Here is a 24233-nt window from a genome sequence, read left to right as displayed (position 1 = left end):
CTCTCGAATCTGATGTAGTGGGCAATGCTCAACGCTCACGGGTAATTAAAACCTTGGACGCTTGGAAAACCTGCCCAGTGGCTCACGGAACCGGGCAGGCCTAGTCCCGACAGGTCTAGCGCTCCATGCGGCGGACGACGAACGCGACAACCGTACCAAACAGCATGTGGCCGATCAGCGACGCCCAGGTGAGAGTGACAAAACCGAGAAATGCAGGTTGGCCGCCAAACAAGTGTGCCATGACGTAAAGAGCGAAGATCCAAAGACCGATGCCGAAGCCGATACCTGTCAATAGTAATGGCAGTTTGGGGACGATCAGCCGCTGCAACGGCCGGGCGATGAACAGGTAGCCGATCGGATAAAAAACGATACCGACGATCGCGTGGATCGCTTCGGCCAGCAACAGATTGTTGAACCCGAACACCGATTGAACGAGTGCAGCCGGCTCTAGTGGTCCGCCAACCCATAGCGGCGTGATCAGCCGTGCCCAGATTTCCCAGGTAATATTGGCGGCAAGTCCGGAAAGAATAATCGTCCTGCCAAGGCTCGGTTGAATTTCAGGGAAGACGCTTGTCTTTTGCATTTCCATCATGGACATCGTGGTTTTCCTTTCTTTGAGGTGAGATCAGGCAGACAAACTCATGCCAACCGAATGTTCGATGGATTTGAACAATCGGTCGTCGGCCTTCAGCCGCTGGCGAATCTGGCCGATACGCGAAACACCGACATTATTGCCATCGGTCGCCATCGCCCTGGCGAGCGCGAGGACGAAGAAGTCGCGCTGTGCGTTGCTGCCACCGATCTTCGGCAGGTTCGCCACCATGCGTTCGAGCATGTGGCGGTCCGCCGGAGCATCGAGACCCGTGAGAACGCGCGCCATCGGTACACCGATCTCGGCGGCGACGCGGCCCTGCTCATCCGTGCCAAGCGCCTTGGCTTCCATATGCGATACAAGCTCCACAGCTCCATCGCGGTCGCCAACAGCAACCATGGCGGCAAGATTATGCAGAGCTGCAAAAATCAAGGTCGTGTCCGCCTTTCGGCGATGGGCTATTTCTGCCAGATCGGTCCAGCGATCACCGACATGAGCTCCCGATTGCTCCATCCGCCACAGGAGCGAGACAGCATTGGCCATGTCTCGGAAATCGTCGGTTTGCTGTGGGCGAACGTCGTCGTCGTAGATCTGCAGCACCCGATCATGATCGCCGCGTTCCAGGTGTAGCAGGCCGAGATGCCAGGCCATATGAAAGGAGAAATTGTTGCAGCGCGACCAGGCCTTGCGGTTCGCCTCGAGCCAGTCAATGCCTTCTGCCGTATCGCCCCGCATCTCGAAGACATGCGAGACGGCGTGAAGGCCCCAGGAATCATCGGGCTGCAGGGCAACCGCGAGCTGCCCCGCGGCAAGCGCCTCGGCATACCGACCATGCTCTTCAAGCGAAAACGCGTGGCAACCGAGTATAAAGCCCCTCGCCGTCGTGCTGGTGTCAAGGCGGGCAACTGCACGCGTGCTGGCCCGTAGCATGCCGCGGGCATCTCCAAGCATGAAACGCAGAGCCTGCGAAATCTTAAAGGGCAAGAACGTCACCGACCGATCCTCGAAACCGTCGTCGAGAATGTCCGTCGCACGCGAAAACGAGCCTTCGACGGCGGCCTCCAGTGCTTTCACAAGGGTGCGCTCGTCACCGGTCCCTCCGCCTCGGACCACCAACGCCGCCTGCGCATCAACGAGTGCCTTGGCAGCCGGTTCGTCGAGCTCCGAGCGCGCCAATATCAGATTTGCAAAGCCCTTCAGCGCATGGCCGGCAACATGATGGGGGTCGGCTGCCAATGTGGACTGGATGGCCACGCCAGTACTTGGCCGATGCGCCGCCAGACCAAAGACGGCATTCTCGAATGCCCGTTGTGCCTCGTTGCTGTCAGTGCTGGTCATGAGACCGTAGGCATCGCGCTTCATTCGTTTGCTCCTTCAGGAGGACGCCGATCAGAACCCTCAAGATCCCATTACCCTTCGTCCGACAGAGACCTTTACGGTCGAGTCAGGTTGTTCGTTACAGCCGGTCCTGAATTTTTCGCAGCCGCATCAAAATTTCTTCGCGTCGCATAGCGGGCGGGAATTTTTTTAAAAACACATGTAACAAAACCATGTGCTGCCGCGAATTACGGGGGCTGACCTTTGCAGGCGGCCTCAACTCGAAAGGGCGGGACCATCATGAGTGAAGCAACAGGAACAAGCCCCGTTGTCATGGTTACGGGTGCTGCAGGAAACCTTGGAAGCGCCGTCGTCAGGGAGCTTGCGGCGAACGGTACGCGGCTCGTCTGCGTTGAGCACAGTTCGGAAGCCTTGGAAAAATTGGCAGATAGCCTGCCCGACAGCAGCGAAATCCTACTGATCGGCGGCACGGATCTCGCCGATTTGACGTCATGCCAGGAAGCGGTCGAAAAAACGCTCGCGCGATTTGGCCGGCTCGACGCGCTCGCCAATACCGTCGGCGGCTTCCAGACAGGACCGGTCGACGAGACGGGCATGCACCAGTGGGACCAGTTGTTTCACATGAATGCCAGAACGGCTTATGCAATTAGTGCGGCGGTCCTTAAACCGATGCAGCGGGCAGGCTACGGCCGCATCGTCCATGTCGCGGCAGCCCCGGGACTAAAGGCCGGCGCCAATCAAGCTGCCTATGCCGCATCGAAAGGGGCGGTGATCCGGCTTACGGAAGCGATCGCCGCGGAAAACCGCGACAAGCGCATTACCGCCAACTGTATTTTGCCGGGCACGATCGACACGCCGCAAAACCGGTCGGCGATGCCGAATGCGAAGAGGGACAGTTGGGTTCAACCAACGGATATCGCCAAGCTCATCGGGTTCCTCATTTCGCCTGCAGCAGGCATCGTCACCGGTGCGGCCATACCGGCGACCGGCCGCACCTGAGAGGGTCCCATGGTTTCGATTTCCGATCCCCTCTCCGCAGGATTGATGCTTTGGGCCGGCATCGGTCTTGCCGTCGCCGCCGCCTTTCTGCTGTTCGGATTCGACAAGGTCGATCCGGGAGCGCGTGACGCCTATGCGGTCCGGCCGCTCCTTATCCCCGGGCTCGTTCTCCTCTGGCCGCTGGTCGTCTGGCGGTGGACCAGACTTTCCAGGGGAGAACGCTAGCATGCAACGCCGTCACCGTCGCGCGCACACAGTGATCTGGACAGGCATCGCGGTCGTTATCCCGATCATGCTTATTGTTATCTTTGTTAGCGTTCCGAAACTGCCGGCCGATGCGCCGGCTGTGCGCCTGGATGCCACCGCAACACAGGGGGATAAGCAACCGTGAGCCTATCCTACAAGCCAGTCATCTGGAACAAGACCAAGCTCATCTATGACGCGGTCATGCTGGCCGGGATCTTCATCTACATCCTTATTTTCCTGCGGCTGGGACCAGTCATATCCTCCGCACTCCGGGATACCGACCTGCCGATCCAGCGGATGCGTGCCTTCGGGTCTCTGGCCTTGCTGATGCTGACCATCGTCCTCGCAATCGGGCCACTGGCGCGGATCGATGCGCGTTTCGTTCCGCTCCTCTACAATCGCCGCCATTTTGGCGTGATAACCGCGATCATCGCAGCCACGCACGCCTACTATGTGCTCGGATGGTATTTCTCCTTTAGTCCAACACCACAGCTCACGGCGCTCTTCACCAGCAATACCAGCTTTACGAGCATCGCCGGCTTTCCTTTCGAACTCTTCGGCGTCTTCGCGCTCGTCATTCTGGCGATCCTTGCGGTAACCAGCCACGATTTCTGGCTCTCCTTCCTGACGCCGCCGGTGTGGAAGGCGATCCACATGAGCGTCTACTTCGCCTATGCTGCGGTCATCCTGCATGTGGCGCTCGGCGCTCTGATCGATCGCCGGGATCTTGCTTTGGCATTTTTGTCGCTCGGCGGATTGGCTACGCTGTGCGTCCTGCACCTCATCGCAGGTCGGCGAGAGACATCGGCTGACGCGGCTGCGTCGAAAAAGGCCCCCAAGGCACCTTGGGTGATCGTCGGCGATGTCAGCGAGATTGCCGAAGGCAGGGCGATCATCGGGATGGCACCGGGCGGCGAACGCATTGCCGTCTTCCGTTCGAAGGGTGGTCTTTCAGCCGTATCCAATATCTGCTCGCACCAGAACGGCCCCATCGGCGAAGGCAAGGTCGTCATCGGCTTTATCACCTGCCCATGGCATGGCTATCAGTATCGGCCCGAGGACGGTTGTTCGCCACCGCCGTTCCGCGAGCGGATCCGCAAATATCGCCTTCGCCTGGAGGGCTCAGGCATTCTGGTCGATCCGGAACCCTTGCCTCTTGGCACAAGGGTGGAACCGTTGGCCATCCCCGCGGAGTTGCTTCCCGCGGCTGCCGCGCCGAAAAAGGAAGGGACGGTTTGATGCTGAAACCTTTAGAACGTGGATTTTTTGTCGGTTACTTCAAGAAAGTCCCAGCCGATGTCAGGGGGCTGATGATCGGGTTCATCGTGTTCTTCATTGCCGCCATGGCGACGACTTCGGCGTTGCTGTCCCTTAATACCGAAAGTCCAGGCGCGGGCAGTTATGCGGATGAGCTCTCCGGAGAGCATCTGATCGGCACAATGGAGGTAAGGCCCTATCCGATACTGCGCATTCCCGCCGACGGCACAAAACCCGCGCGCGCTATCATGCTGGCGGGCGCGGGCAAGTTCGGGGTGGACGACAGGGCGCTGCCGCTTGCGGGCAAAGCCGCCCAGGCAGGTGGCATCTTCGTTAAGCGCGGAGACCTGGTCATGCTGCTGATCGGCGGCGAAGACGACCTGAAAGCAGCCAAACCGCAAATGCCGGCCCTGCCGGTCACGTCCGCGGTGGAGAATCTCGGTCGGTGGCGTTTGACGGGCGAGATCTGCGACGGAAAATGCAGTGCTGGCGCCATGAAGCCGGGAACGGGCCTCGCGCACAAGGCCTGCGCCAATCTGTGTATTTCTGGAGGCGTTCCACCGGTCTTCGTTTCCACTGCACCTGTGGACAGCCACATCTTCTTTCTTCTCGCTTCAAAGGACGGAGGACCGATGCCAGCCGCCTTGCTCGACAAGACCGGTTTACCGGTGGTGCTTGAAGGCAATATCGAACGCCGCGATAATCTGCTGATTTTCAAGGTCGACAGTTTTCGCGAGGAGCCTGGTGTATGACCTCGGGCGTGAAAGGAGCCTGGCGCCATCTGTCCGGCCTATTGCTGGCGCTGATTGCTACCATCCTGATCATCCTCGCATGGCTGTATGGTCTGGATTATCTGAGCGGCACCCCGTTCGAGGAGCTGCGATACGTGATCTTCGGGGTTGCCGTTGTCGGGCTGCTCTCCGGCCTTAACAGGCTGACGTCGAGATTTTTTAACTAGAAAGTCGCCGAAGGCTGAATCACATAGGGTTGAGTTTTAGATCGTATGTTCTAGAATGATTTGGCAATAACCTTGGGCGTGTCGCCTGTTCCGATCAATGCTCTGGGAGACAGGATATATGGCCAGACCCAGAGAGTTTGATGAAGAAAATGTGTTACTGCTGGCTGTCGAGCGTTTTTGGGAACACGGCTACGAGGCAACGTCGATCCGTGATCTGGCCCAGGCAATCGGGCTGACCACCGCGAGCATCTACAATACCTTTGGCGACAAGCACGCATTTTATCGCAAAGCCCTCGATTTTTATGTCGAACGGAGCTTTGGCGACCGTGTCGGCCGGTTCGAAACGAAGCCGCCGCGCGAGGCGATCAGCGCATTTTTCAACGAAATTATTGAGCGGTCGTTGAGCGATACCAAGCGGAAAGGCTGCATGTTGGTCAATTCCGCGCTTGAGGTCGCGCCACATGATGATGAGTTTCAGCGTGTGGTGGCTCAAGTCCTGGTGCAGGTTGAGGCTTTCTTCAGGCGCTGCGTCGAAAGGGGCCAGGAAGACGGATCGATCAATCGTTGCCAAAAAGCATCGGACATGGCCGGCACGCTCCTCGGCACACTGCTTGGTATTCGTGTGCTTGCGCGCACGCGTCCTGAAAGAGACCTTCTGGAAGGTCTTATCCGGCCCATTTTTGCACTGCTGGAACCCCAATCACAGTCAGACAATCTTATCTCATGATCGATGACATGAACGTTCAAACCCTTGCACGCTTTGGCCCGATATCCCACACGCAAAAAAATCTGGCTGGTCTCTGTAACAATTGCACGAGAACCACCGAAGAAGGATATGTCGGATGACAGATCTGGCGCGTGAAAAGGAATGGGCATCCTGGCTGCGTTTAGCGATTGCGGGCGACAGCCACGCCTATCACAAATTCCTGACGGCCTTCACACCACATTTACGGGTGATGGCGCGGAAGCGTTGTGACCAGTTCGGTGCGCCGGCCAGCGAGGCTGAGGACGTGGTTCAGGAAGTACTGCTTACTATCCACCTCAAGCGCGGGACATGGGATCCGTCACGGCCATTGGGGCCATGGCTATCGGCAATCGTTCGCAACAAGGTGGTCGATAGCCTGCGCCGCCGTGGCAGGCAGTCAGTACCGCTTGAGGACGTCATTGCTACACTCAAAACAGACGAACGCATCGCAGCCTCCGATCGCATCGATATCGAACAGATTCTGGGCAAGCTCAAGGATCCGCAACGAACGATCGTTCAATCGATATCGATTGAAGGATCGAGTGTTCGGGAAACCGCCGATCGCCTGGAAATGACAGAGGTGGCGGTACGTGTTTCCCTACATAGGGCATTGAAGGGGTTGGCTGCTCTCTATTCGGGGCGGGCGACATGAAGACTGAGGAGTTGATCGAACTGCTCGTGCAGGATACGCCGGTTCGACTGAATCTTGATCATGCCCTGATGCATGCTGCCACTGCCGCCACTTTGATCGCCGCCATTTCATTCTTCGCGGTCATCGGCTTGCGTGCGGACTTCGGTACGGCCATCGAGACGGGCCGCTTCCTGTTCAAATTCCTGATCACGGGATCTCTCACCCTGACCGGTGGGATGGTCATGTTCCGGATTGGAAAACCGGGGGTCCCGGTTCAGTTGACGGCATTCGGTCTATTGGTTCCCGCTCTGGCGATGATTGCAGCGGCGATCCTTGAACTGTTGGTCATGCCGTCTGAGACATGGGTGACGCGCATGATCGGGCATAATTCCAGCCTCTGCCTGACGATTATCCCCTTCTTATCGGTGGGTCCTCTTGCCTGTTTTCTCTACGCGCTTCGATACGCTGCCCCCACCCGACCGGCGGTCGCGGGAGCTGTTGCCGGGCTCGTAGCGGCAGGGATCGCGGCGACATTCTACGCAGCCAATTGCGATGATGACAGCCCGCTCTTTGTAATGCTCTGGTATCCGATTGCCATTTCGATAGTTGCCGGGACCGGTGCTTTGCTTGGCCACCGACTGTTGCGCTGGTAGGTCACGATGGTAAAACCGACATACTTCGTGGCTGGTGAAGATGGTCAATGGCAGGTAGAGGCAACGCGCGCCATTGCTGGCAAGGGTCTGGATGTTGCGCCTCGTCTTAGTGTCATGGACACCAATCAGGTCATATTAGCCGATCCAGTGGCCTGGGTTCTGCGCGGAACAGCTGGCAGCGCGCGATACACGACCCGTGTCGAGCTCGATCGGCTTGCAGAACGCCAACCACCGGTGGGCCGCGCAACGGCGTGCCTCGCGGTCTTGATCCCGATCCGCAAGTCGGATCTTTGGTGGTCTCTTGCGCAGGACGAGCGCCGGGCCATCATTCAGGAGAGGTCGGCGCATTTTCAGATCGGGATGGACTATTTGCCTGCGGTCGCTCGACGCCTCTATCACAGTCGAGATCTTGGCGAGCCTTTCGATTTTCTCACCTGGTTTGAATTCGCGGAGGAAAGTGCCCCTCAATTTGATGCCATGCTCCTTCGATTGCGGGCGACCGAAGAATGGCGTTATGTCGAACGTGAGGTCGAAATCCGCTTGCGGATATGGCACCATCGTTGATCATGCTAGGATTGCCAATCCTGCGCAAGGTCGCTTGACAAAACGGGACCGTCCTCGTCAGGCCAGCCGCAGACGGAGTATTTAAGTGAACACGGAAGACCTGATCAATCTGATATCGGAGGACACACGGCGGCCCGTCAACCTCTCGAGGGCGCTTGCGCTGGCGATAGCAGCTGGCGCATTGGTGGCGGGATTGGTGTTCTTTTCGGTCCTGGGTGTTCGACCTGATTTTGCTCAAGCCATCCTGACTGCGCGCTTCGCATTCAAGTTCATTGCCACCTTGGCGCTGTTTTTTGTGGCGGCATCGCTGATGGAGAGCCTTATCCGTCCAGGGGAGAGCGCAACGGCGCGGCGCTGGTTGCTTCTGCTGGCACCAGCGCTGTTGATCGCCGCCGCTACCATCGAAATGGTCGTCACCCCGGCCGACCTTTGGGGAACCAGACTGTTGGGCCACAATGCGTTGCATTGCCTGACGGTCATCCCGATCCTCTCGTTAGCGCCGACCATGTTCCTCTTTCTGGTGATGCGCCATGGCGCGCCGGATCACCCCGGTCAAGCTGGGGCAATCGCGGCGTTGGCATCTGCCGGTATTGCCGCCACGCTTTATGCCTCCAATTGCCCCGACGACAGTCCGTTGTTCGTCGCAACCTGGTATCCAATCGCCATACTCATTGTGGCTGTCGCGGGGTATTTTGCAGGCCGACGCTTTCTAAGATGGTAGCTGCGACGAAGCAGTTCGCAATGCCGGGCTCTATTGGCGTTTGTAGTGCACAATCGACTGGATCAGGATCGCTGATTGCGAGCTGACAGCTTTAGCCGCTCCTGTTTATGAAGCCATTCGCGAGAAGCCGTCTACAACTTTTCAGCCGCGCGCGACCGATTTTCGACGTCGATCACACGGTCGTAGATCGATCACTGCTCCTTCTTGAACAAATCCTGGAAGATGAGCTGGCCCCAGATGCGGTCGCGTGCGTGCACCAGCGCGCCACCCTCGTTGAGCTTTCCGAGCTTGACGGGTGCAAACCCGAGCTGTTTGGCCAAATCCGCCACGGGAGCGATCGCGTTCTCGTCGTCACCGGACAGAAAGACGACCCGGTGGCCGCCCTCGACGACCGGATCGGTAGCCAGGGTGGCTGCGATCAGGTGATTGAAGCCTTTCACGAACTTGGCGCCGGTGAACGACTTCGCGACGAAGGCGGAAGACGGCAGGCCGTCCAGCTCTTCAGGGGGAACTCCAAACGTGTTCGTCGCGTCGATGACTGTCTTGCCTTTCCAGCTCGGCAGGGCCTTCGCAACTTCGCGATGCTCCCCGAACGGGACCACCAGGATGATCGTGTCGGCCTCGAGCGCATCCCGCAGCGACTTGGCGACGACCGTGGCTCCAATCGCCCGAGCCTGCGGCGCTAACGCCTCGGGCGGCCGGCGGCTCGCGACGGCCACCTCGATGTTTTTACGGGCGAAGGCGTGGGCGAGAGCCTGGCCCACCTTGCCGAAGCCTACAATCGCATAGCTCATAGTGTTTTCTCCGACGTTGTGTTGACATTGATTCCCCGGCCCTCAACGGCGCCGGGCTATTTGCCGAGCCATGCGGCGCTCCCTATAATCGAATGGAGCCCCGCAGAGCGTAGGTGCGTCAGAGTTGCGCAATGCCGCCGTCAACGGCGACCTCGCTGGCGGTCATGAAGCTGCTGTCCGGCGACGCGAGAAAGGCGGCCGCCGCTCCGATCTCCGCCGGATCGGCCATGCGCTGGAGCGGAGCCATCGAGGCGAAGGCCTTCATGCCCTCCTCGCCTACCGCTTCCTTCGCGAGTTCGGTCGCCGTCGGCCCAGGCGACAATACATTTACCCGGATGCCGGTGCCCTTCAGGTCCTCCGCCCAGCTCCGCGCGAGGTTGCGCACTGCCGCCTTGCTGGCGCTGTAGGCGCTGAATGCCGGGGCGCCCGTGGTGCCGGCGCTCGATCCGGTCAGGATGATCGAACCGCCTTCGCTCATCAGCGGCAGCGCCTTCTGGACCGTGAAGATCGTACCCTTCACATTGGTGTCGAAGATTTCGTCAATGTGCTCGGCGGTGATCTTGCCGAGCGCGAGGAGGCTTCCCGCCCCGGCATTGGCGAAGACGATATCGAGGCTTCCTCGCTCGGCCTTCACCGCGGCGTAGAGCCGGTCGAGGTCGGCCTGATCGAAGACCGAGCCCTTGACCGCGCGGGCGTTTGGCCCGAGGTCGGCCACAGCGGCGTCGAGCGCTTCCTGCCGACGGCCGAAAATGAAGACGAAGGCGCCCTCCTCGATGAAGCGCTTCGCTGCGGCGAGGCCGATGCCGGTAGCGCCGCCGGTGATCACGGCGGTTTTTCCATTCAGTCTGTTCATGTCATGCATCCTTTGGTCGTTCGGGGACGCCCCCGAGACCCTCGAAATAGGTTTGCCAGCATCAGTTTCTGAGTGTGGAAACGCGCACATCGGTGGTGCAAAATCGATCCGGCTGGAAGACTGACGCCAGCCGCGACGATCAATGTCCGCCGTTCGGAACTGAGCCGTGCTGATCGACAATAGCTATGATAGCCGCCCGCATTGCTGTACGAAGCGTCGGATAGGGACTTTGGGAAGACGCACCGCGCGGTGCCGGATTGCACCATGATCGACTGGGATGACATTCGGTACTTTCTTGCCGTGGCGCGCGGAGGCTCAGTGCGGGCTGCCGCCGAAGGCCTCGGGGTCAATCACTCGACCGTGCTGCGACGCATCGCACAGTTCGAGGAACGCCTCGGGGCGCAGATGTTCGAAAAGCTGCCTTCGGGCTACCGCATGACGGCTGCGGGAGAGGAGGTCCTCGAGCTCGCGAACCAGATGGAAGCGTCGTCGCACCAACTGGAGACGCGCATCTTCGGGCGCGACCAGAGCGTACGCGGGCTTCTACGGGTGACGCTGGCTCCGCCGCTTGCGACACACCTGCTCATGCCGGACTTCGCCGATTTCGCGCGTCTGCATCCGGACATCGAGATGGAAATCCTGTCGTCCGGCGATCTCGCGAATCTGACCAACCGAGAGGCCGACGTGGCGATCCGCGTCGTCTACGACCGCAAGACCCTGCCACTCAATCTTCACGGCCTGAAGGGACCGGAGGTGTTCGGCGGCGTCTACATGTCCCGCGATCGACTGGCCGCATGGCGTGCGGGCGCGCCTGATCCCATCCGGTGGATCGTCATCAGCATTCACGGAATTCCGGATTGGGCGAGCGAGGGTGAGGTTCGAACCACAGGGGTTCCATTCAGGACCACGGACGCAGAGGCGCAGGTCGTTGCTGTACGGCAGGGGCTCGGGATCACGACGCTGCCGTGCTTCGTCGGAGATGCCGACCCCCACCTGGTGAGGGTGCCGGGCACCGACCTGCACATGTACGGAACGCTCTGGCTTCTCACACAGGGTGAGACACGCAAGACGAAGCGCGTGCGACTCTTCATGGAGTTCGTATCCCGCAGGCTCGCGGCGTACGCTCCGCTTCTCGCAGGGCTGTCCATATCGCGCGACTGACGCCGGGCAGGTCGCCGGCGGCCCGCTACAAGCCACTCATGATCATTTTCCCGACTGCGAGCTCGCTCGCGAAATAGCCACTGTACTTGGGCAAGCTATCGGGCATGTCCAGCACGCGACGGTGATAGAATATATCCATCCGAACCGGCGGCAGCTGGACCTCGGACTTGAAATTGCTGGCCGGGATGAACATCACCTTGAACGGCCCGGCGCCCGCAACCTCGACAACGGGCTTGCCGCACGTCCGGCAGACCCCGCGATTGAAGTTGGGCGGCGGACGGTATTTCCTGAATGAGATATTGGCGGCGTTTTTCAGCACTACGTTACTGGCACGAACAGCGACCACATCCGCGAAGGGCTTATCGTTGAACCCCTGGCAGATCAGGCAGTGGCACCGGAACCTGGCTTTCGGCGACGTGCGCAGCTCGAACGAGCAGGCGCCGCATTCGCATGAGCCGCGTAGCGACAACGACGTGTGGGTGGTCATGTGCTGATGCTCCCGGGATTGATTGGATGACGGCATGCTGGTCACCGAAGCATCATGTTGAGGATGATATCGATCGGCTGCCTGAACGGGGCGTGGAGCAGGTTTGAGAGGTTCCAGCGACCCTGCTCGTAAATCCCCTTGGCATGGCTGAGCGTGCGGAAGCCCTCGACGCCATGGTAAGCGCCCATGCCGCTGGGGCCGACACCGCCGAAGGGCAAGTCATCCTGGGCAATGTGCATGATCGTCCCGTTGATAGTGACGTTGCCTGAGGTTGTTCGGCTCAGCACCCTGCGTCGGTCTTGATCGTCGGCACCGAAATAGTAGAGCGCGAGCGGCCGGGGCCGGGCATTCACATAGGCAATCGCATCGCCGATGTCGCGGTAGGGAAAGATCGGCAGGACCGGGCCGAAGATCTCCTCATGAGCGATGCGCATGGTGTCCGTGACGCCGAGCACGACGGTTGGCGCCAGCGTGTTGGGGCGACGGGATGCATCGCCGGGCCGGTTGCCGACTTCGACGATCCGCGCTCCCTCGGCGCTCGCATCCTCCAGAAGGCTCCGGAGTCGGGCATGGTGCCGCTCGTTGATGATGGAAGTATAGTGTTCACTCGTCGGCCCGTCCGCATAGAAGGATGCCACTTTCCGGTCATACGCGCCGACGAACGGGTCGACGTCGTCTTCGTGGACGAGTGCATAATCGGGAGCGATGCACGTCTGGCCGGCGTTGAGCAGCTTGCCGAAAGCAATGGACGCCGCCGCCTGGTCGAGGGAATGGCCTTTGGCGACGATGACCGGCGATTTGCCTCCCAGTTCGAGGGTGACCGGAACAAGGTTGTCGCTGGCAGCCTTCATCACTGCGCGCCCCACTACGGTGCTGCCGGTGAAGACGAGATGATCGAACGGCAGGGCCGTGAATGCAGCCCCGACAGTCGCATCACCGGTGACGATCGCGAACTGGTCCTCGGAGAATATCTCGCCGAATATTTTTGCGAGTAGCGTGTTAGTAGCGGGCGTGAACTCCGAGGGTTTCAGTATCACCCGGTTTCCGGCCGCGATCGCGGTTGCGACCGGCATCAGCGCGAGGTTCACCGGATAGTTCCACGGCGACATTACGCCGACGACGCCAAGCGGCTGATATTCGATCCGGGCCTTGCCCATCCGCATGTGCAGAGCAACGTGGCGGCGGGTCGGCGCCATGAATTTGCGAAGGTTGCGGATCAGATATTTCGTGCCCTCGGCGACCCCTCCAACCTCCATGATCGCCGTCTCATACCTCGAGCGATGCCCGAAATCGGCATTGATGGCATCTTCGATCGGCTTGCGGTGCCCAATTAAGGTGGCCCTGAACCTAACCAGATCAGCTCGTCGCTGCGCCAGCGAGGGCGCTCCGTCACGCAGGAACGCAGTACGCTGGGCGGCCAGGAGAGTGCCTAGCCGATCAGCGTCGGTGGTATTTGCGATTGCGTTCATGGCCCACTCCAATGTAGACAGGGGAAACTTATGCATTGACATAGGCGCTTAAGTAGTCACTGTCAACAATGTAGTCACAAGGAACTTCGAGGTGCCATGCAGGACACACCCAGCCGCCCCTATCACCACGGTGATCTCCGTCGTGCGGTTATCGAGACGGCGTTGGATATGCTTGCCGAGGAGAAGGGCTGGCAGTTCACGCTGCGGGAAGTCGCCCGCCGGGCTGGCGTAAGCCACGCGGCGCCTTACAAGCACTTCCCCGACAAGGCCGCGCTGCTTGCAGAACTCGCAATGATCGGGTTCGACCGACTACGCGATGCCCTGTCGGCTGCGAAGCCTGAGGCGCCCGAAACTCTGCGCGACGAGATCACTCCGATAGCTCGGGCCTACCTCGCGTTCGGAACGGAGAACCCGGCTCTCTACCGCCTGATGTTTAGCGCGGAGGAGGGAAAAGCGGTGGGAATGCATCTCAATGAGCGGGCGCTGGCGGTATTCGATATTCTCCGCGAAATCCTCCGGCTCGGCCAAGCCGCGGGCAGCATTCGCAAACGGCCTATAGAAGGTCAGGCGGCAGCCGGCTGGGGGCTCATCCACGGCTTGACCATGCTGGCAATCGATGGGCTGCTGGTGCCAGAGAAGGTGGGATTGGCCCCCTTGGATGCGGCCTTGAGCGCGCTGGTGGAGGGGCTGGGGAGCCCGGCAACATGACACGAGTTGGGCGCCGTCGCGGAGAGGTGCCTGTTGTCTTGTCGTTTAGGGTTTCAGAACCCCAGGGATTGCTGTGCCGGCTCCGGCGGCGCCAGGCGCACGCCTTCGAGTTCCAGCATGCGGGTCTTCGACGTCGAGCCACCCGGAGCCGAGAACCCGCCGATCTTGCCGCCGGCGGCAAGCACGCGGTGGCATGGGATGATCAGCGCCACGGGGTTTTTCGCCATCGCCTGGCCGACATCGCGAGCGGCCTCAGGACCGGCGCCGAGTTCCTTGGCGATCGCGCCATAGGTCGTCGTATGCCCCCAGCCGATCCGGCGGGCGGCGGCATAGATCTGCTTGAAGAAATCGTCCTGGCCTTCGAGATCGAGTTTGACCTTCGAGAAATCGACTTCCTCGCCCGCAAAATAACGCTTCACGGCGTCGACGGCTTCCAGAACCTCGGCCGGCGGCGTGCCCGGCTCGGCTTCAGGCAGCCGACGCTGCAGCAGCTTCTCGGTCGAATCCGCGCTTTTGGTGGGCAGTTGGAAACGAGTGATACCGATCTCATTCCAGGCGATGCCGCAGAAGCCGGCTGCGGTTTGCAAAATCAGGTATTGATGCGTTGTCATGAGGAAACCTCCGCATTGCGATTGACCTTAAAATCGTGCCTTAGGCCCAAGGATTCAACCCGTTTCTTGCCTGCAAGGGCGAAGTTCTCACAGAACGGTTGGTTGAAGTTCCCTGACCGCGCCTTAAATTTTCCCCATGAGCGGATCGCAAGCATTGGCGCGACTGACGGCGGAGAGGCTGCATACGCCTCCCGGCGGCGGACGCTTTGCGATATCGCGCCTGGCGCTCGGGCTTTTTCTCGTCGATCAGGAGCGCCACCGGATCGCCATCGGCTCTGACAAACGGCTACATGTGCCGCTGAAAGCCGGCGAAGGCTGGCTCCTGCCGGCCGGTGCGACGGGTATCTGCGAATACGACGAGGCGCTGTCTTTCCTGAGGCTCGAAGTGCCGGAAAACCTGCTCACCGAAGTGGGCTTCGAACATCATTCGGACTTCCGGCCGGTCGTCGGCGCCTTCGACCCGTTGCTGGCGCAACTTGCGCATCAGACGGTCTCGGTCGCCGACCATGCGTCGGCGCTCTATCGCGAGACGATGCAATTGGCGCTCGCGGCACACCTCGCCCAGATCCTGGCTCCGGCCCGGCCGGGGCTTGTCGGCATCGATGACAAGCGCCTGCACCGCGCGCTCGACTACATTCACGACAACCTCACCGCCAATCTGTCACTGGAAGACATGGCAGCCGAAGCGGCAATGAGCCGTTTTCATTTCGTGCGGGCATTTACCAAGGCGCTCGGCCGGTCGCCGCTTCAATATGTCATTCACGAACGGATGGAGCTGGCGAAACTGTTCCTGAAGGCCACCCGCCTGCCGATCTCCTCCGTGGCCGCCCGCGTCGGTTATGAAGACGTCTCGCGGTTCGGCCAGCATTTCCGTCGCCAGACGGGCACGACGCCCGCTGCCTTCAGAGCCAATTGAGCAATAATCGCATAACGAACGCCAACAACCGCGCCTGTGCCGCGGCGGCAAAGCTGCCAACCTCCCGTCATTCAACACGAGACAGGAGAAACGCCATGAAAGCCGCAGCTGTTTCCACCTTCTGCATCGCGATGATGGGCTCTGCCGCCATCGCGGAGGATATCCAGACCCGTAGTGTTTCCTTCGAGAACCGAGGCGCGACGCTCGCCGGCACGCTCTATCTGCCGCCGGACTACCGATCCGGAGAAAGACGTCCGGGTGTGGTCGTCAGTGGTGCCTGGACCTCGATCAAGGAGCAGATGTCCGGCCTCTATGCCCGCGAAATGGCGGAACGCGGTTTTGCCGCACTCGCCTTCGATCACCGCGGCTGGGGACAGTCCGGCGGTGAAATCCGCTTCAAGGAGGATCCAGCCGAAAAGACCCGCGACATCGCTGCGGCCGCCGCGTTCATGGCGACACTGCCGGAGGTCGACGCGGTGAACATCAACGGGCTCGGCATCTGCGCGTCGGCGGGATACATGGCAGCGGCAGCGACGGGCAATGCGAATTTCGCCGCCGTCGCCCTGGTCGCACCGTGGCTGCACAACCGTCAGGTCGTCGAGCAGGTCTATGGCGGACGGGAGGGTGTTTCCAAGCTGATCGCTACGTCGCGCGAGGCGGAGACCTCCGAGGGTCGGGGCCAGCCGAGGACCATCACCGCCGCCAGCATGACCGACCAAGCTTCGCTCATGTACCAGATCCCTTACTATACAGAAGCGGATCGCGGCCTCATCCCGCAATATGACAACCGCTTCAATCTCGCCTCCTGGGAGCCGTGGCTGACCTACGATTCCGTCTCGCTCGGGGCGAAGCTCGACAAGCCCACCTTGATCGTCCATTCGGAGGGAGCCGCCGTGCCGCAGGGCGCGCATGCATTTTACGCACTGCTACCGGGTGAAAAATCGGAGCTCTGGCTCGACGGTATCAGCCAGTTCGATTTCTACGACCGGCCGGAGCCGGTGACCATCGCTGCGGACGCAGCGGCAGCTCATTTCACCCGCGCCAACGCGTCTCAGCAGATCGCTCCCCAAGACCGTGCGGCGATCATGGACACGATCACCGACATCGCGACCGGCGCCGACCGGCATCAATGGGACCGGGTACGTCGTGCCTTCGCTGACGAGGTGACGCTCGATTACACGAGCCTTTGGGGAGGCACGCCAACGACCCAGGCGGCCGACGACATAATCCGGCAATGGTCCGGTTTCCTGCCGGGTTTCGACGAGACGCAACACCTCGTGACCAATCACACGATCACGAGCCTTGAAGGCGCGAAAGCAACCGCCGAGGCCGATTTCCAGGCCACCCATCGTATCGGGACCGATCTCTGGGTGCTGACGGGCCATTACCGGTACGAACTGGTCAAGGTCAATGCCGCCTGGAAAGTGTCCGCGCTGACCATGACTGCGACGGACGAAACCGGCGACCGAGGGCTCGTTGCACGTGCGGCCGAACGCGCCCCGAAAATCCGCTGAGCCTTGAGGAGGAACCCATGTTCAAAACCAGCTTCCGAGCGCTGCTCGTCACCGCCACCCTCTTTTCAGGAGTGCCCGCCATGGCCGCCAGCCCCGAACAGAACCGCAAGGTCATCACCGACTATTATGCCGCCTACGGCAGCGGCGACATGACAAGGGTCGCATCCTTTTTCGCCGATGACATCGAATGGCATATTCCGGGCCACCACCCGCTTGCGGGGACGAAACGCGGCAAGGCGGAAGTCGCCGCGTTTTTCCAGCAACTCGGAAAGGCCGGCTTTCGCGCCGAGCTCATCGCACTGATGGCCGACGAAAACTGGGTGATCGACATGCATCGGGGCTGGTCGAACCGTGACGGCGCCAATGTCGATACGGTCTGGGTTCTCGCCTTCCGCATCGAGGCCGGCAAGATCAAGGAAGCCCGCAACTTCTCCTACGACCAGGCTGCCGCCGACAGCTTCTTCTGGCAGGCCTATCAGCTAAAGCCGTTGCCGGACCGGCTCGCGAATTAACCATGATTGCAATTGTTCCGCATTTGTTCTTTACTCATCCAGGGAGTCCCGCTAGATTTCGTTCAACGGCATGAGGTCGCATTACTATGACGGTAGCAAGATGAGCTTGCGCAAGCACGCTGGCCAGCCTTCGCTCCCCTTTGGCGAAGGCTGGCTTTCGAAACCGGCCCCGCCTGCCCGGCGCAAGAGCAAGCTCATGTTCGTGCTGAAGCCGTCCGCTCCCCTCGGTCTCATCATGCATGGCGACGCAATGATCCACGCCGCGAACGAGAATACCCGCGATGCCTATCCCGCCGACCTTCTCCATATGAGCCTGCTCTGCATGGAACAGTTCGAAGAGCCGCCCATGCCGCTTATCGAAGCAACCAAGATGGTCGCAGCCAGTCTCCAGGCGAGACCTGTCCCGATCACCCTCGACAGCAGCGCCCTGTTCGGAGGCAAGCGTCATCTCGCCCTCTATCGCGCCAGGGGCAATCCGGTGGTCGTCCAGTTCGCGCAGATGCTGCGCCGCGCTCTCGCCCGTCACAACCTTCCGAACGACTGGATGGCGGACACTACTCCGCATGTAACGCTGATCTATGGCTGCGGGCGCATAGAACCCATGCCCATCGAGCGGAATTATGCCTGGATCGCCGGTGAGTTCATGCTGGTCTACAGCCATTACGGCGAGACGCGGCACGAGGAATTCGGAAGATGGAGCTTCGATCCGAATGCTCCTGCCTATCCGACGCGGCCGGAACAGCTCCGCATGATGATCTGAAAGAATTCTGCCAGGCGAGTCGGATCGGCGGGCGCCTGAGCGTCCTATGGACGGACGCCCTTTTGAGGAGAGAACAATGGCCATCCAGAAGCATAAGATCGTTCCGCATCTCTGGTTCGATAACAACGCGGAAGAAGCGGTCAATTTCTACGTCTCGGTATTCGAGAACTCGAGGATCACCGATGTCTCGCGTTTTGGGGATGCCGGTCCCGGGCTCAAGGGTTCGGTGATGGCGATGGGCTTCGAGCTCGAGGGTCAGAATTTCGCGGCGATCAACGGCGGACCTTGGGCGAAGTTCAACGGCGCGGTTTCCTTCCTTGTCCATTGCGAGACGCAGAACGAGATCGACCACTATTACGACAAGCTTGTCGAGGGTGGCCAGCAACAGCCCTGCGGCTGGCTGACGGATCGTTTCGGGCTGGTCTGGCAGGTCACTTACACCAGGATGCCGAAAATGCTGACGGATAGCGATAGCGCCCGCGCCTATCGCGTCATGCAGGCGATGTTCTCGATGAAGAAGATCGATATCGCCGAGCTGGACGCGGCCTACGCGGGATGACCGACCCGCCTCCCGATATCAAACCTTGATCGCGAGACGCAGACCGCCCCAATGGCGCCCGTTGACGGTGATCGGCGCGGAAATGTCCTTCATCAGCACAAACTCACCGCCGCCCATGTCGCGACGGTAGGTCTGCAGCAGAAAAGGTTCCTTGTTGCGGCCGGCCGCCAAGCCCACGCGGTCGTTGAAGATGCGCCGGTTGCGGCAGTTGGCGGTATTCCAGGTCGCGTCGCCCGGACGCTGACGCTGCGAGAATTTTCGGTTGTGAGTCGGCAAATAGCCGTTTTCATCTATGGCCGCGCAGAATGCGACCTGCGCATCGCCTTCGGCCGCCCGTTCCTGGATAGGCGGCAGCACGGCATCGGTGAACTCCGTAAAGCGCGTCATGTACTGGACAGGATCGCTACCGGGGATCGCAACATATTGCCGGTCGAACAATGCGCCAAGATCGATGCGGCCGGATTTTACACCCGCCTCGAAGGCGGAGGAAACCTCGGCGGCATAGGCCATGACGGCGCGGATATGGGGAGTGTCCGGGGTCTCGATGCCGGCGCTCGCCGTCGTCTGGATCATCCGCTCGGAAATCGTCACTACCTCTCCGACGCGGGAGGAGGTCTGCTGCAACTGGTCATTGGATTTCAGGATCGCGCTTGCCGCGGAAGCAATCGACGAGGCGAACTCGCCGCATTGCCGGTCGACGGTCTCGGTGGTTCCGGCAAGCGAAGACGCATTGTCGAGGATCTGGGTCATGACGCCTTCGACGCCCTTGAATGACCCTTGAACCTTCATCGCGGTCGTCTTGACGCCCTCAGCCGACTGGCTAGCACCTTCGCCGGCCGTTACCAGCTTGTCGATGCGGCTGTTCAACTGATCGAGCGTGGCCTGGATCGAACTCGTGGTCTGGGAGGTTTGCAGCGACAGCGCGCGTACCTCCGCCGCGACCACGGCAAAACCCTTGCCGGCTTCGCCCGCACGCGCCGCCTCGATCGCGGCATTCAACGCCAGAAGGTTTGTCTGCCTGGCGATCATGCCGATCGCATCTGCCAACCGTCCGACGTCTCCGAGGGCCGTCGAAAACAGCTTGATCTCGGCGCCGATTTCCTGGGACGCATGGACCATGTGATCGATCGCGGTGATCGAGCCGGAAAGCTGTTCAGCCTGCTCGCCGAGCACCTTGCGCGCGTTCGCCGTCAGCTTGTCGGATTCCTGAAGGGAGCGGGCAACGTGGCCGTTGGCGTCCGCGATCGATTGAGCGGACTGCGTCAGGCGACCAAGCAATGTTGCATGTGCGGAGGATTGCGCAGCCGTATCCTGAATAGCACCGGCAATATCGACCAGATGAAGGCCGAGCGCGGAAGCCTCGTTCGCCAGCTTGGCGACGGACCGCTTCAACACATCGCCGTCGACAGGCACAGGCCCCGACGGCGCTTCTTCCCTGACAACCTGCCCGACCAAATCCACATCTCCCGGAATATTAGGAGAATATAGGATGGCATGGTTAACGGACAGTTTCCGCGGGTACTCGGCAAAGCCTTATACTTAAGGCTGAGATGCAAAGCCCCTTCCCAGCCAAGCAAGGCCGAGAAAGACGGATCAGCCGAGACGATCGAAAGCCTTCGGATCGATACCGAGGGTGGTCAGGTCGCGGTTGCTCGGGCGGCGATGGTTTTCCACGGCAGCCGAAACCGAGATTGCGGCGCTCATAACTGCGAAGGCGCGGCCAATGGCGCTGCCACGGATTTTTTTCTGTACGGACATGTGAAACTCTCCTTTTTCGTTCTGCTAAAATATGATGCCTGTGCTGTTTTTGTGCAATGCACAACGGAACAGGGGAGCCATGCAACTGTCACATAACAACCGTTAACCACGGCGAAAGGCTTGCACGGCAAGGGGTGCCCTTGGTATCGGTCGGGCCGATATGAAGAGGCTTCGATGGCAATCACGATCTACGGCATCAAGAACTGCGACACGATGAAGAAGGCGCGCGACTGGCTCGACCGCAAGGGCGTCACCTATACTTTTCACGATTACAAGGCCGAGGGCATAGACCGTGCTCATCTCGATACCTGGACGGACCGCGCCGGCTGGGAGATCGTGCTCAACCGAGCCGGCACCACGTTCAAGAAAATCGATGAAGCAGACAAAGTGGGCCTCGATCGCGAGAAGGCGATCACCCTGATGCTTGCCCAGCCTTCGATGATCAAGCGGCCGGTGCTGGAAGCGGACGGAAAGCTGATCGTCGGTTTCAAGCCGGAGGTTTATGAAGAGGAAATCGGCTGATCCGTTGACAGAGAGATGATAGCATATATGCTATCATTCCATGAAGGTCGTCATCGACACGAACATATTCGTATCTGCCATCATGAATGCGGAGGGCAGCCCCCGTCAGGTCGTCAAGCTTTGCTTGCTTGAACAGATTACTCCGTTGATGGCGAATGCGCTTTTTTCCGAATATGAAGATGTCTGTCATCGCGACCACCTTTTCGGCCGTGCACCACTTTCCGCTGAGGAGAGAACCGAACTGTTGGATGCCTTTTTGTCATGCTGCCAATGGGTGCCTATCTATTTTCTCTGGCGGCCCAACCTTCGTGATGAGGCGGACAACCATGTCATGGAACTGGCGGTCGGCGGCGGTGCGGAGGTCATCATAACAGCGAACAAGCGGGACTTCGCCCAGGCAGAGCTCGCGTTTCCGAAACTGAAGATCTTCACCGCTGGTGAGTTCCTGGCTTGGAGAAAGAAAACATGAGCACTTTGACTATCCGGCTTCCTTCCGATCAGCATGAACGCCTCAAAGCACTGGCCGCAGCACGGGGGACCAGCATCAATAAGCTTTTCGAGGAATTCTCCTCGAGGGCGCTTGCTGAATTCGATATTGAGACCCGTTTTCGCCTGCGTGCTGCGAAAGGGGACAAGAAACGCGGACTCGCCCTTCTGGACAAGCTCGACCGTGCCCATTCGAAGCCCGATCGGTAACCAGCCATGTCCAAGACAACCCGCGCTACGCAGATGCTCGAAAAGGCAGGCGTCGCCTTTGCCACCGTCACCTATGAATACGATCCCACTGCAGACCGGATCGGGATGCAGGCGGCGGAGGCGATCGGCGAGGAGCCGCGCCGTGTCTTGAAGACGCTGATGGCGGAGGTGGACGGCAAGGCGGTCTGCGTCGTGGTGCAGTCGGACCACGAAGTTTCGATGAAGAAACTCGCGGCCGCATTCGGTGGCAAATCTGCGAGCATGATGAAGCCCGCCGATGCGGAACGGGCAACCGGCTATCATGTCGGCGGCATCAGCCCCTTCGGCCAGAAGAAGCTCGTGCCGACCGCGATCGAGATCACCGCGCTCGACGAGCCGCGTGTCTTCATCAATGGCGGCCAGCGCGGATTGCAGGTGCGGCTGGATCCGAAGGCGGCCTGCGATGCACTGAAGGCGGTCGCTGCGCCGCTGGTGGCGTGAATGCGATCATGAGTGAAATGACCTCGACCCTTCGAATTCTCGAGCCCTATCCGGGGATCTTTGCCTATTACGACGGGCGGGTGCCCGGCAAACGGCTGCATGCGAAAACCGCGAACTGGCTGGACGACGGCGCCTATTCGCTCGGCATCGCCTCCTACGCGATCGTCGATCAGGGCGAGGCGCTCGTCTATGACACGCATATCTCGCTCGACCACGCCAAGGCGATCCGCACCCATCTGGAGGGGCTCGGCGTCACGAAGATCCGCGTCGTGCTCAGTCACTGGCACAAGGATCATATTGCCGGGAACGCGATCTTTTCGGATTGCGAAATCATCGCGCTGACGCTGACGGCCGAGAAGCTGAAAGAAAACCGCGAAAAGATCGAGAGCGCCAACCCGCCGATCTCACCCCTCGTCATGCCGACCACCCTGTTCGATGGCCGGCTGGACCTGACGGTCGGCACCCGCCGGATCGAACTGCACCATTTCGCCATCCACAGCGCCGACGGCAACGTGGTCTGGATGCCGGACGAACGGCTTCTGCTCGCCGGCGACACCCTGGAAGACACCGTCACCTATATTTCGGAAGCCGCCGAGATCGGCACGCATATCGCGGAGCTCGCCCGGATGGCCTCCTGGCCGATCGCAAAAATCCTGCCGGCGCACGGCGATGCGGAGCGGATTGCGTCGGGCGGTTATGGGCCGGACCTCATCGATGCCAACCGCGCCTATCTGCGCCATATGGCAGGCGCCATCGCCGCAGGTCAGGATATCGCTCCCTCCTTGAAATCCTTCGTCGAGGAGGAAATCGCCTCGGGCGCCGTGCTCTATTTCGCGCCCTACGAGGAGGTTCATGCCAGCAACATCGCCGCGGTCAGAGCCGCGCTGTCGCGTTGAAAAAGCATCGCCCCGCTGTCACGGCCACTTTGCCGACCACTCCTTGAGAGCGGCGAGCGCCGGGGCCGGCCATCTGCGCACCGCTGGACGCAGGATGATCTTCTTCCCCTCGGGCTTCCAGGCGAGATAGAGCTTTCTGGCGGAAATATCCGCCGCGATCAATGCCTCGGCCTCGGTGCACATATGCGGCATACAGGCCTCGCCGATATAAAAACCGTTCTTGTAGGCGCCGCTGCCCGGCCCGGTGATGGAACTCTCGAATTCCTGCTTATGCTCGCCGAGCATTGCATCTGCCGCCTCGGCAATCGGCCCGATGCCGAGGAGGTCGGACGGGTGCTCCGCCTTTTTCATGTCATCCCACCCCATCGTCGCGCTCGGCTGGAAGGCGACCTTGCCGGCCTCGGCGAAACCTTTTTCGGGCGTCCAGGTCCAGCGCAGGCTCGGCTGGCCGGCAACCGCCGGCGTCGCAAGCAGAAGGTGATCGTCCTCCATGGTGATCGAGGCAGCGCCGCGGCAATCGTCTATCGGCTCATCGACACGCGGCTCCTCATCCTGCGGGAACGAGACGACCAGGGGCGAACCCGGGCAGGCGTTGCCGCCGTCCGAACTCACCACCACGACGAACGGTACACCCGCGACCAGACCGACATTCTCGATCAGCAGGAACCGGTTGGAATGGACCTGCCGGCCGTCGATCGTCAGTTTCTCCTCATCGTCATCGGATGCGATGGCCACCTGATGATCGAACATGGTCGCCGCAAAGTCGGCCGAGAGACCGGGAAAAGCCGAAGCGCCGAAGAGGACGGCACACAGCAAGGCGGTTTTCATGAACG

The 24233-nt window shown here is 60.4% G+C and carries 33 protein-coding genes; 23 read left to right on the top strand and 10 right to left on the bottom strand.

What is annotated here, in order from left to right; translation table 11 throughout:
- Window positions 1-115: 115 nt before the first annotated feature.
- Together C5J26_RS14945 and C5J26_RS14940 are read right to left on the bottom strand one after the other, a co-directional pair.
- A complete protein-coding gene (locus tag C5J26_RS14945; RefSeq protein ID WP_105402438.1) occupies window positions 116-598 on the bottom strand; it encodes a hypothetical protein in 483 nt (160 codons plus the stop codon).
- A gap of 27 nt (window positions 599-625) precedes the next feature.
- A complete protein-coding gene (locus tag C5J26_RS14940) occupies window positions 626-1954 on the bottom strand; it encodes a tetratricopeptide repeat protein (protein ID WP_105402437.1) in 1329 nt (442 codons plus the stop codon).
- 255 nt (window positions 1955-2209) lie between these two features.
- Between C5J26_RS14940 and C5J26_RS14935 the strand changes: the two genes are divergently transcribed.
- From C5J26_RS14935 to C5J26_RS14890, 11 genes are all read left to right on the top strand, one after another.
- Complete coding sequence (locus tag C5J26_RS14935) at window positions 2210-2929, top strand: SDR family NAD(P)-dependent oxidoreductase (RefSeq protein WP_172745866.1); 720 nt, start codon at window positions 2210-2212, stop codon at window positions 2927-2929.
- A 9-nt stretch (window positions 2930-2938) separates the two neighbouring features.
- The gene (locus C5J26_RS14930) at window positions 2939-3154 is read left to right on the top strand and encodes a hypothetical protein (RefSeq protein WP_105402435.1); all 216 of its coding nucleotides are present in this window, start codon (window positions 2939-2941) and stop codon (window positions 3152-3154) included.
- Window position 3155: 1 nt separating this feature from the next.
- The gene (locus C5J26_RS32730; RefSeq protein WP_172745865.1) at window positions 3156-3320 is read left to right on the top strand and encodes a hypothetical protein; all 165 of its coding nucleotides are present in this window, start codon (window positions 3156-3158) and stop codon (window positions 3318-3320) included.
- Window positions 3317-4414 carry a Rieske 2Fe-2S domain-containing protein gene (locus C5J26_RS14925; RefSeq protein ID WP_105402434.1) on the top strand — a complete coding sequence of 366 codons (1098 nt, stop codon included), beginning with the start codon at window positions 3317-3319 and terminating at the stop codon, window positions 4412-4414. Before C5J26_RS32730 ends, C5J26_RS14925 begins: the two co-directional genes overlap by 4 nt.
- Window positions 4414-5184 carry a hypothetical protein gene (locus C5J26_RS14920; RefSeq protein ID WP_105402433.1) on the top strand — a complete coding sequence of 257 codons (771 nt, stop codon included), beginning with the start codon at window positions 4414-4416 and terminating at the stop codon, window positions 5182-5184. The genes C5J26_RS14925 and C5J26_RS14920 overlap by 1 nt, the downstream gene beginning before the upstream one ends.
- A complete protein-coding gene (locus C5J26_RS14915; protein WP_105402432.1) occupies window positions 5181-5390 on the top strand; it encodes a hypothetical protein in 210 nt (69 codons plus the stop codon). The genes C5J26_RS14920 and C5J26_RS14915 overlap by 4 nt, the downstream gene beginning before the upstream one ends.
- A gap of 118 nt (window positions 5391-5508) precedes the next feature.
- The gene (locus tag C5J26_RS14910; RefSeq protein ID WP_105402431.1) at window positions 5509-6117 is read left to right on the top strand and encodes a TetR/AcrR family transcriptional regulator; all 609 of its coding nucleotides are present in this window, start codon (window positions 5509-5511) and stop codon (window positions 6115-6117) included.
- A 115-nt stretch (window positions 6118-6232) separates the two neighbouring features.
- The gene (locus C5J26_RS14905) at window positions 6233-6787 is read left to right on the top strand and encodes a sigma-70 family RNA polymerase sigma factor (RefSeq protein ID WP_105402430.1); all 555 of its coding nucleotides are present in this window, start codon (window positions 6233-6235) and stop codon (window positions 6785-6787) included.
- Window positions 6784-7419 carry an NrsF family protein gene (locus C5J26_RS14900; protein ID WP_105402429.1) on the top strand — a complete coding sequence of 212 codons (636 nt, stop codon included), beginning with the start codon at window positions 6784-6786 and terminating at the stop codon, window positions 7417-7419. Before C5J26_RS14905 ends, C5J26_RS14900 begins: the two co-directional genes overlap by 4 nt.
- A gap of 6 nt (window positions 7420-7425) precedes the next feature.
- Window positions 7426-7983, top strand: a complete 558-nt coding sequence (locus C5J26_RS14895; RefSeq protein ID WP_245441173.1) for a chlorite dismutase family protein — start codon at window positions 7426-7428, stop codon at window positions 7981-7983.
- A gap of 85 nt (window positions 7984-8068) precedes the next feature.
- Window positions 8069-8704, top strand: a complete 636-nt coding sequence (locus tag C5J26_RS14890) for an NrsF family protein (protein ID WP_105402427.1) — start codon at window positions 8069-8071, stop codon at window positions 8702-8704.
- A 191-nt stretch (window positions 8705-8895) separates the two neighbouring features.
- Here the strand turns inward: C5J26_RS14890 and C5J26_RS14885 are convergent, their stop codons facing one another.
- Together C5J26_RS14885 and C5J26_RS14880 are read right to left on the bottom strand one after the other, a co-directional pair.
- Entirely contained in the window at window positions 8896-9498 is a 603-nt protein-coding gene (locus C5J26_RS14885; protein WP_105402426.1) for an NADPH-dependent F420 reductase, read from the bottom strand.
- 118 nt (window positions 9499-9616) lie between these two features.
- The gene (locus C5J26_RS14880; RefSeq protein ID WP_105402425.1) at window positions 9617-10351 is read right to left on the bottom strand and encodes an SDR family NAD(P)-dependent oxidoreductase; all 735 of its coding nucleotides are present in this window, start codon (window positions 10349-10351) and stop codon (window positions 9617-9619) included.
- 264 nt (window positions 10352-10615) lie between these two features.
- Here C5J26_RS14880 and C5J26_RS14875 point away from each other — a divergent pair, with 264 nt between their 5' ends.
- Window positions 10616-11512 (top strand): LysR family transcriptional regulator, encoded by an 897-nt coding sequence (locus tag C5J26_RS14875; RefSeq protein WP_105402424.1) that lies wholly within the window; start codon window positions 10616-10618, stop codon window positions 11510-11512.
- 25 nt (window positions 11513-11537) lie between these two features.
- On the opposite strand, the gene C5J26_RS14870 is transcribed toward C5J26_RS14875, so the two are convergent.
- Window positions 11538-11999, bottom strand: coding sequence for a GFA family protein (locus tag C5J26_RS14870; RefSeq protein ID WP_105402423.1), 462 nt, complete (start codon window positions 11997-11999; stop codon window positions 11538-11540).
- 41 nt (window positions 12000-12040) lie between these two features.
- Window positions 12041-13468: a coniferyl aldehyde dehydrogenase gene (locus tag C5J26_RS14865; protein WP_105402422.1), complete on the bottom strand. Its 1428-nt coding sequence runs from the start codon at window positions 13466-13468 to the stop codon at window positions 12041-12043.
- 96 nt (window positions 13469-13564) lie between these two features.
- On the opposite strand from C5J26_RS14865, the gene C5J26_RS14860 reads away from it, so the two are divergent.
- Window positions 13565-14176 carry a TetR/AcrR family transcriptional regulator gene (locus C5J26_RS14860; RefSeq protein ID WP_105402421.1) on the top strand — a complete coding sequence of 204 codons (612 nt, stop codon included), beginning with the start codon at window positions 13565-13567 and terminating at the stop codon, window positions 14174-14176.
- A 53-nt stretch (window positions 14177-14229) separates the two neighbouring features.
- On the opposite strand, the gene C5J26_RS14855 is transcribed toward C5J26_RS14860, so the two are convergent.
- A complete protein-coding gene (locus tag C5J26_RS14855) occupies window positions 14230-14787 on the bottom strand; it encodes a methylated-DNA--[protein]-cysteine S-methyltransferase (protein WP_105402420.1) in 558 nt (185 codons plus the stop codon).
- 136 nt (window positions 14788-14923) lie between these two features.
- Between C5J26_RS14855 and C5J26_RS14850 the strand changes: the two genes are divergently transcribed.
- The 5 genes from C5J26_RS14850 (at window position 14924) to C5J26_RS14825 (ending at window position 19048) form a co-directional block, all read left to right on the top strand.
- Entirely contained in the window at window positions 14924-15703 is a 780-nt protein-coding gene (locus C5J26_RS14850; protein WP_245441172.1) for a helix-turn-helix domain-containing protein, read from the top strand.
- A 95-nt stretch (window positions 15704-15798) separates the two neighbouring features.
- Window positions 15799-17217, top strand: coding sequence for a nuclear transport factor 2 family protein (locus tag C5J26_RS14845; protein WP_245441171.1), 1419 nt, complete (start codon window positions 15799-15801; stop codon window positions 17215-17217).
- A gap of 17 nt (window positions 17218-17234) precedes the next feature.
- Window positions 17235-17729, top strand: a complete 495-nt coding sequence (locus C5J26_RS14835; RefSeq protein ID WP_245441170.1) for a nuclear transport factor 2 family protein — start codon at window positions 17235-17237, stop codon at window positions 17727-17729.
- A gap of 100 nt (window positions 17730-17829) precedes the next feature.
- Entirely contained in the window at window positions 17830-18489 is a 660-nt protein-coding gene (locus C5J26_RS14830) for a 2'-5' RNA ligase family protein (RefSeq protein ID WP_172745864.1), read from the top strand.
- Between the two features lie 76 nt (window positions 18490-18565).
- Entirely contained in the window at window positions 18566-19048 is a 483-nt protein-coding gene (locus tag C5J26_RS14825) for a VOC family protein (protein ID WP_105402418.1), read from the top strand.
- Between the two features lie 18 nt (window positions 19049-19066).
- On the opposite strand, the gene C5J26_RS14820 is transcribed toward C5J26_RS14825, so the two are convergent.
- Both C5J26_RS14820 and C5J26_RS32725 read right to left on the bottom strand, forming a co-directional pair.
- Window positions 19067-20509, bottom strand: coding sequence for a methyl-accepting chemotaxis protein (locus tag C5J26_RS14820; RefSeq protein WP_105402417.1), 1443 nt, complete (start codon window positions 20507-20509; stop codon window positions 19067-19069).
- 132 nt (window positions 20510-20641) lie between these two features.
- Window positions 20642-20806, bottom strand: coding sequence for a hypothetical protein (locus C5J26_RS32725; protein ID WP_167336294.1), 165 nt, complete (start codon window positions 20804-20806; stop codon window positions 20642-20644).
- A gap of 174 nt (window positions 20807-20980) precedes the next feature.
- Between C5J26_RS32725 and C5J26_RS14815 the strand changes: the two genes are divergently transcribed.
- The 5 genes from C5J26_RS14815 to C5J26_RS14795 are packed head-to-tail and all read left to right on the top strand — an operon-like array spanning window position 20981 to window position 23400.
- Window positions 20981-21328: an ArsC family reductase gene (locus tag C5J26_RS14815; RefSeq protein WP_105402416.1), complete on the top strand. Its 348-nt coding sequence runs from the start codon at window positions 20981-20983 to the stop codon at window positions 21326-21328.
- A gap of 40 nt (window positions 21329-21368) precedes the next feature.
- Window positions 21369-21797, top strand: a complete 429-nt coding sequence (locus C5J26_RS14810; protein WP_105402415.1) for a putative toxin-antitoxin system toxin component, PIN family — start codon at window positions 21369-21371, stop codon at window positions 21795-21797.
- Complete coding sequence (locus C5J26_RS14805) at window positions 21794-22024, top strand: ribbon-helix-helix protein, CopG family (protein WP_105402414.1); 231 nt, start codon at window positions 21794-21796, stop codon at window positions 22022-22024. Before C5J26_RS14810 ends, C5J26_RS14805 begins: the two co-directional genes overlap by 4 nt.
- 6 nt (window positions 22025-22030) lie before the next feature.
- Entirely contained in the window at window positions 22031-22504 is a 474-nt protein-coding gene (gene ybaK / locus C5J26_RS14800) for a Cys-tRNA(Pro) deacylase (protein WP_105402413.1), read from the top strand.
- Between the two features lie 8 nt (window positions 22505-22512).
- Window positions 22513-23400, top strand: a complete 888-nt coding sequence (locus C5J26_RS14795; protein WP_105402498.1) for an MBL fold metallo-hydrolase — start codon at window positions 22513-22515, stop codon at window positions 23398-23400.
- 18 nt (window positions 23401-23418) lie between these two features.
- Here C5J26_RS14795 and C5J26_RS14790 read toward each other — a convergent pair whose 3' ends face one another.
- Window positions 23419-24228 (bottom strand): hypothetical protein, encoded by an 810-nt coding sequence (locus C5J26_RS14790; RefSeq protein ID WP_105402412.1) that lies wholly within the window; start codon window positions 24226-24228, stop codon window positions 23419-23421.
- Between the last annotated feature and the right edge of the window lie 5 nt (window positions 24229-24233).

Origin of the sequence: Neorhizobium sp. T7_12, assembly GCF_002968535.1 — a bacterium.
Taxonomy (GTDB): domain Bacteria; phylum Pseudomonadota; class Alphaproteobacteria; order Rhizobiales; family Rhizobiaceae; genus Neorhizobium; species Neorhizobium tomejilense.
The sequence above is the reverse complement of the archived record's forward strand: the minus strand, read 5'-3'. Positions and strand labels throughout refer to the sequence as shown.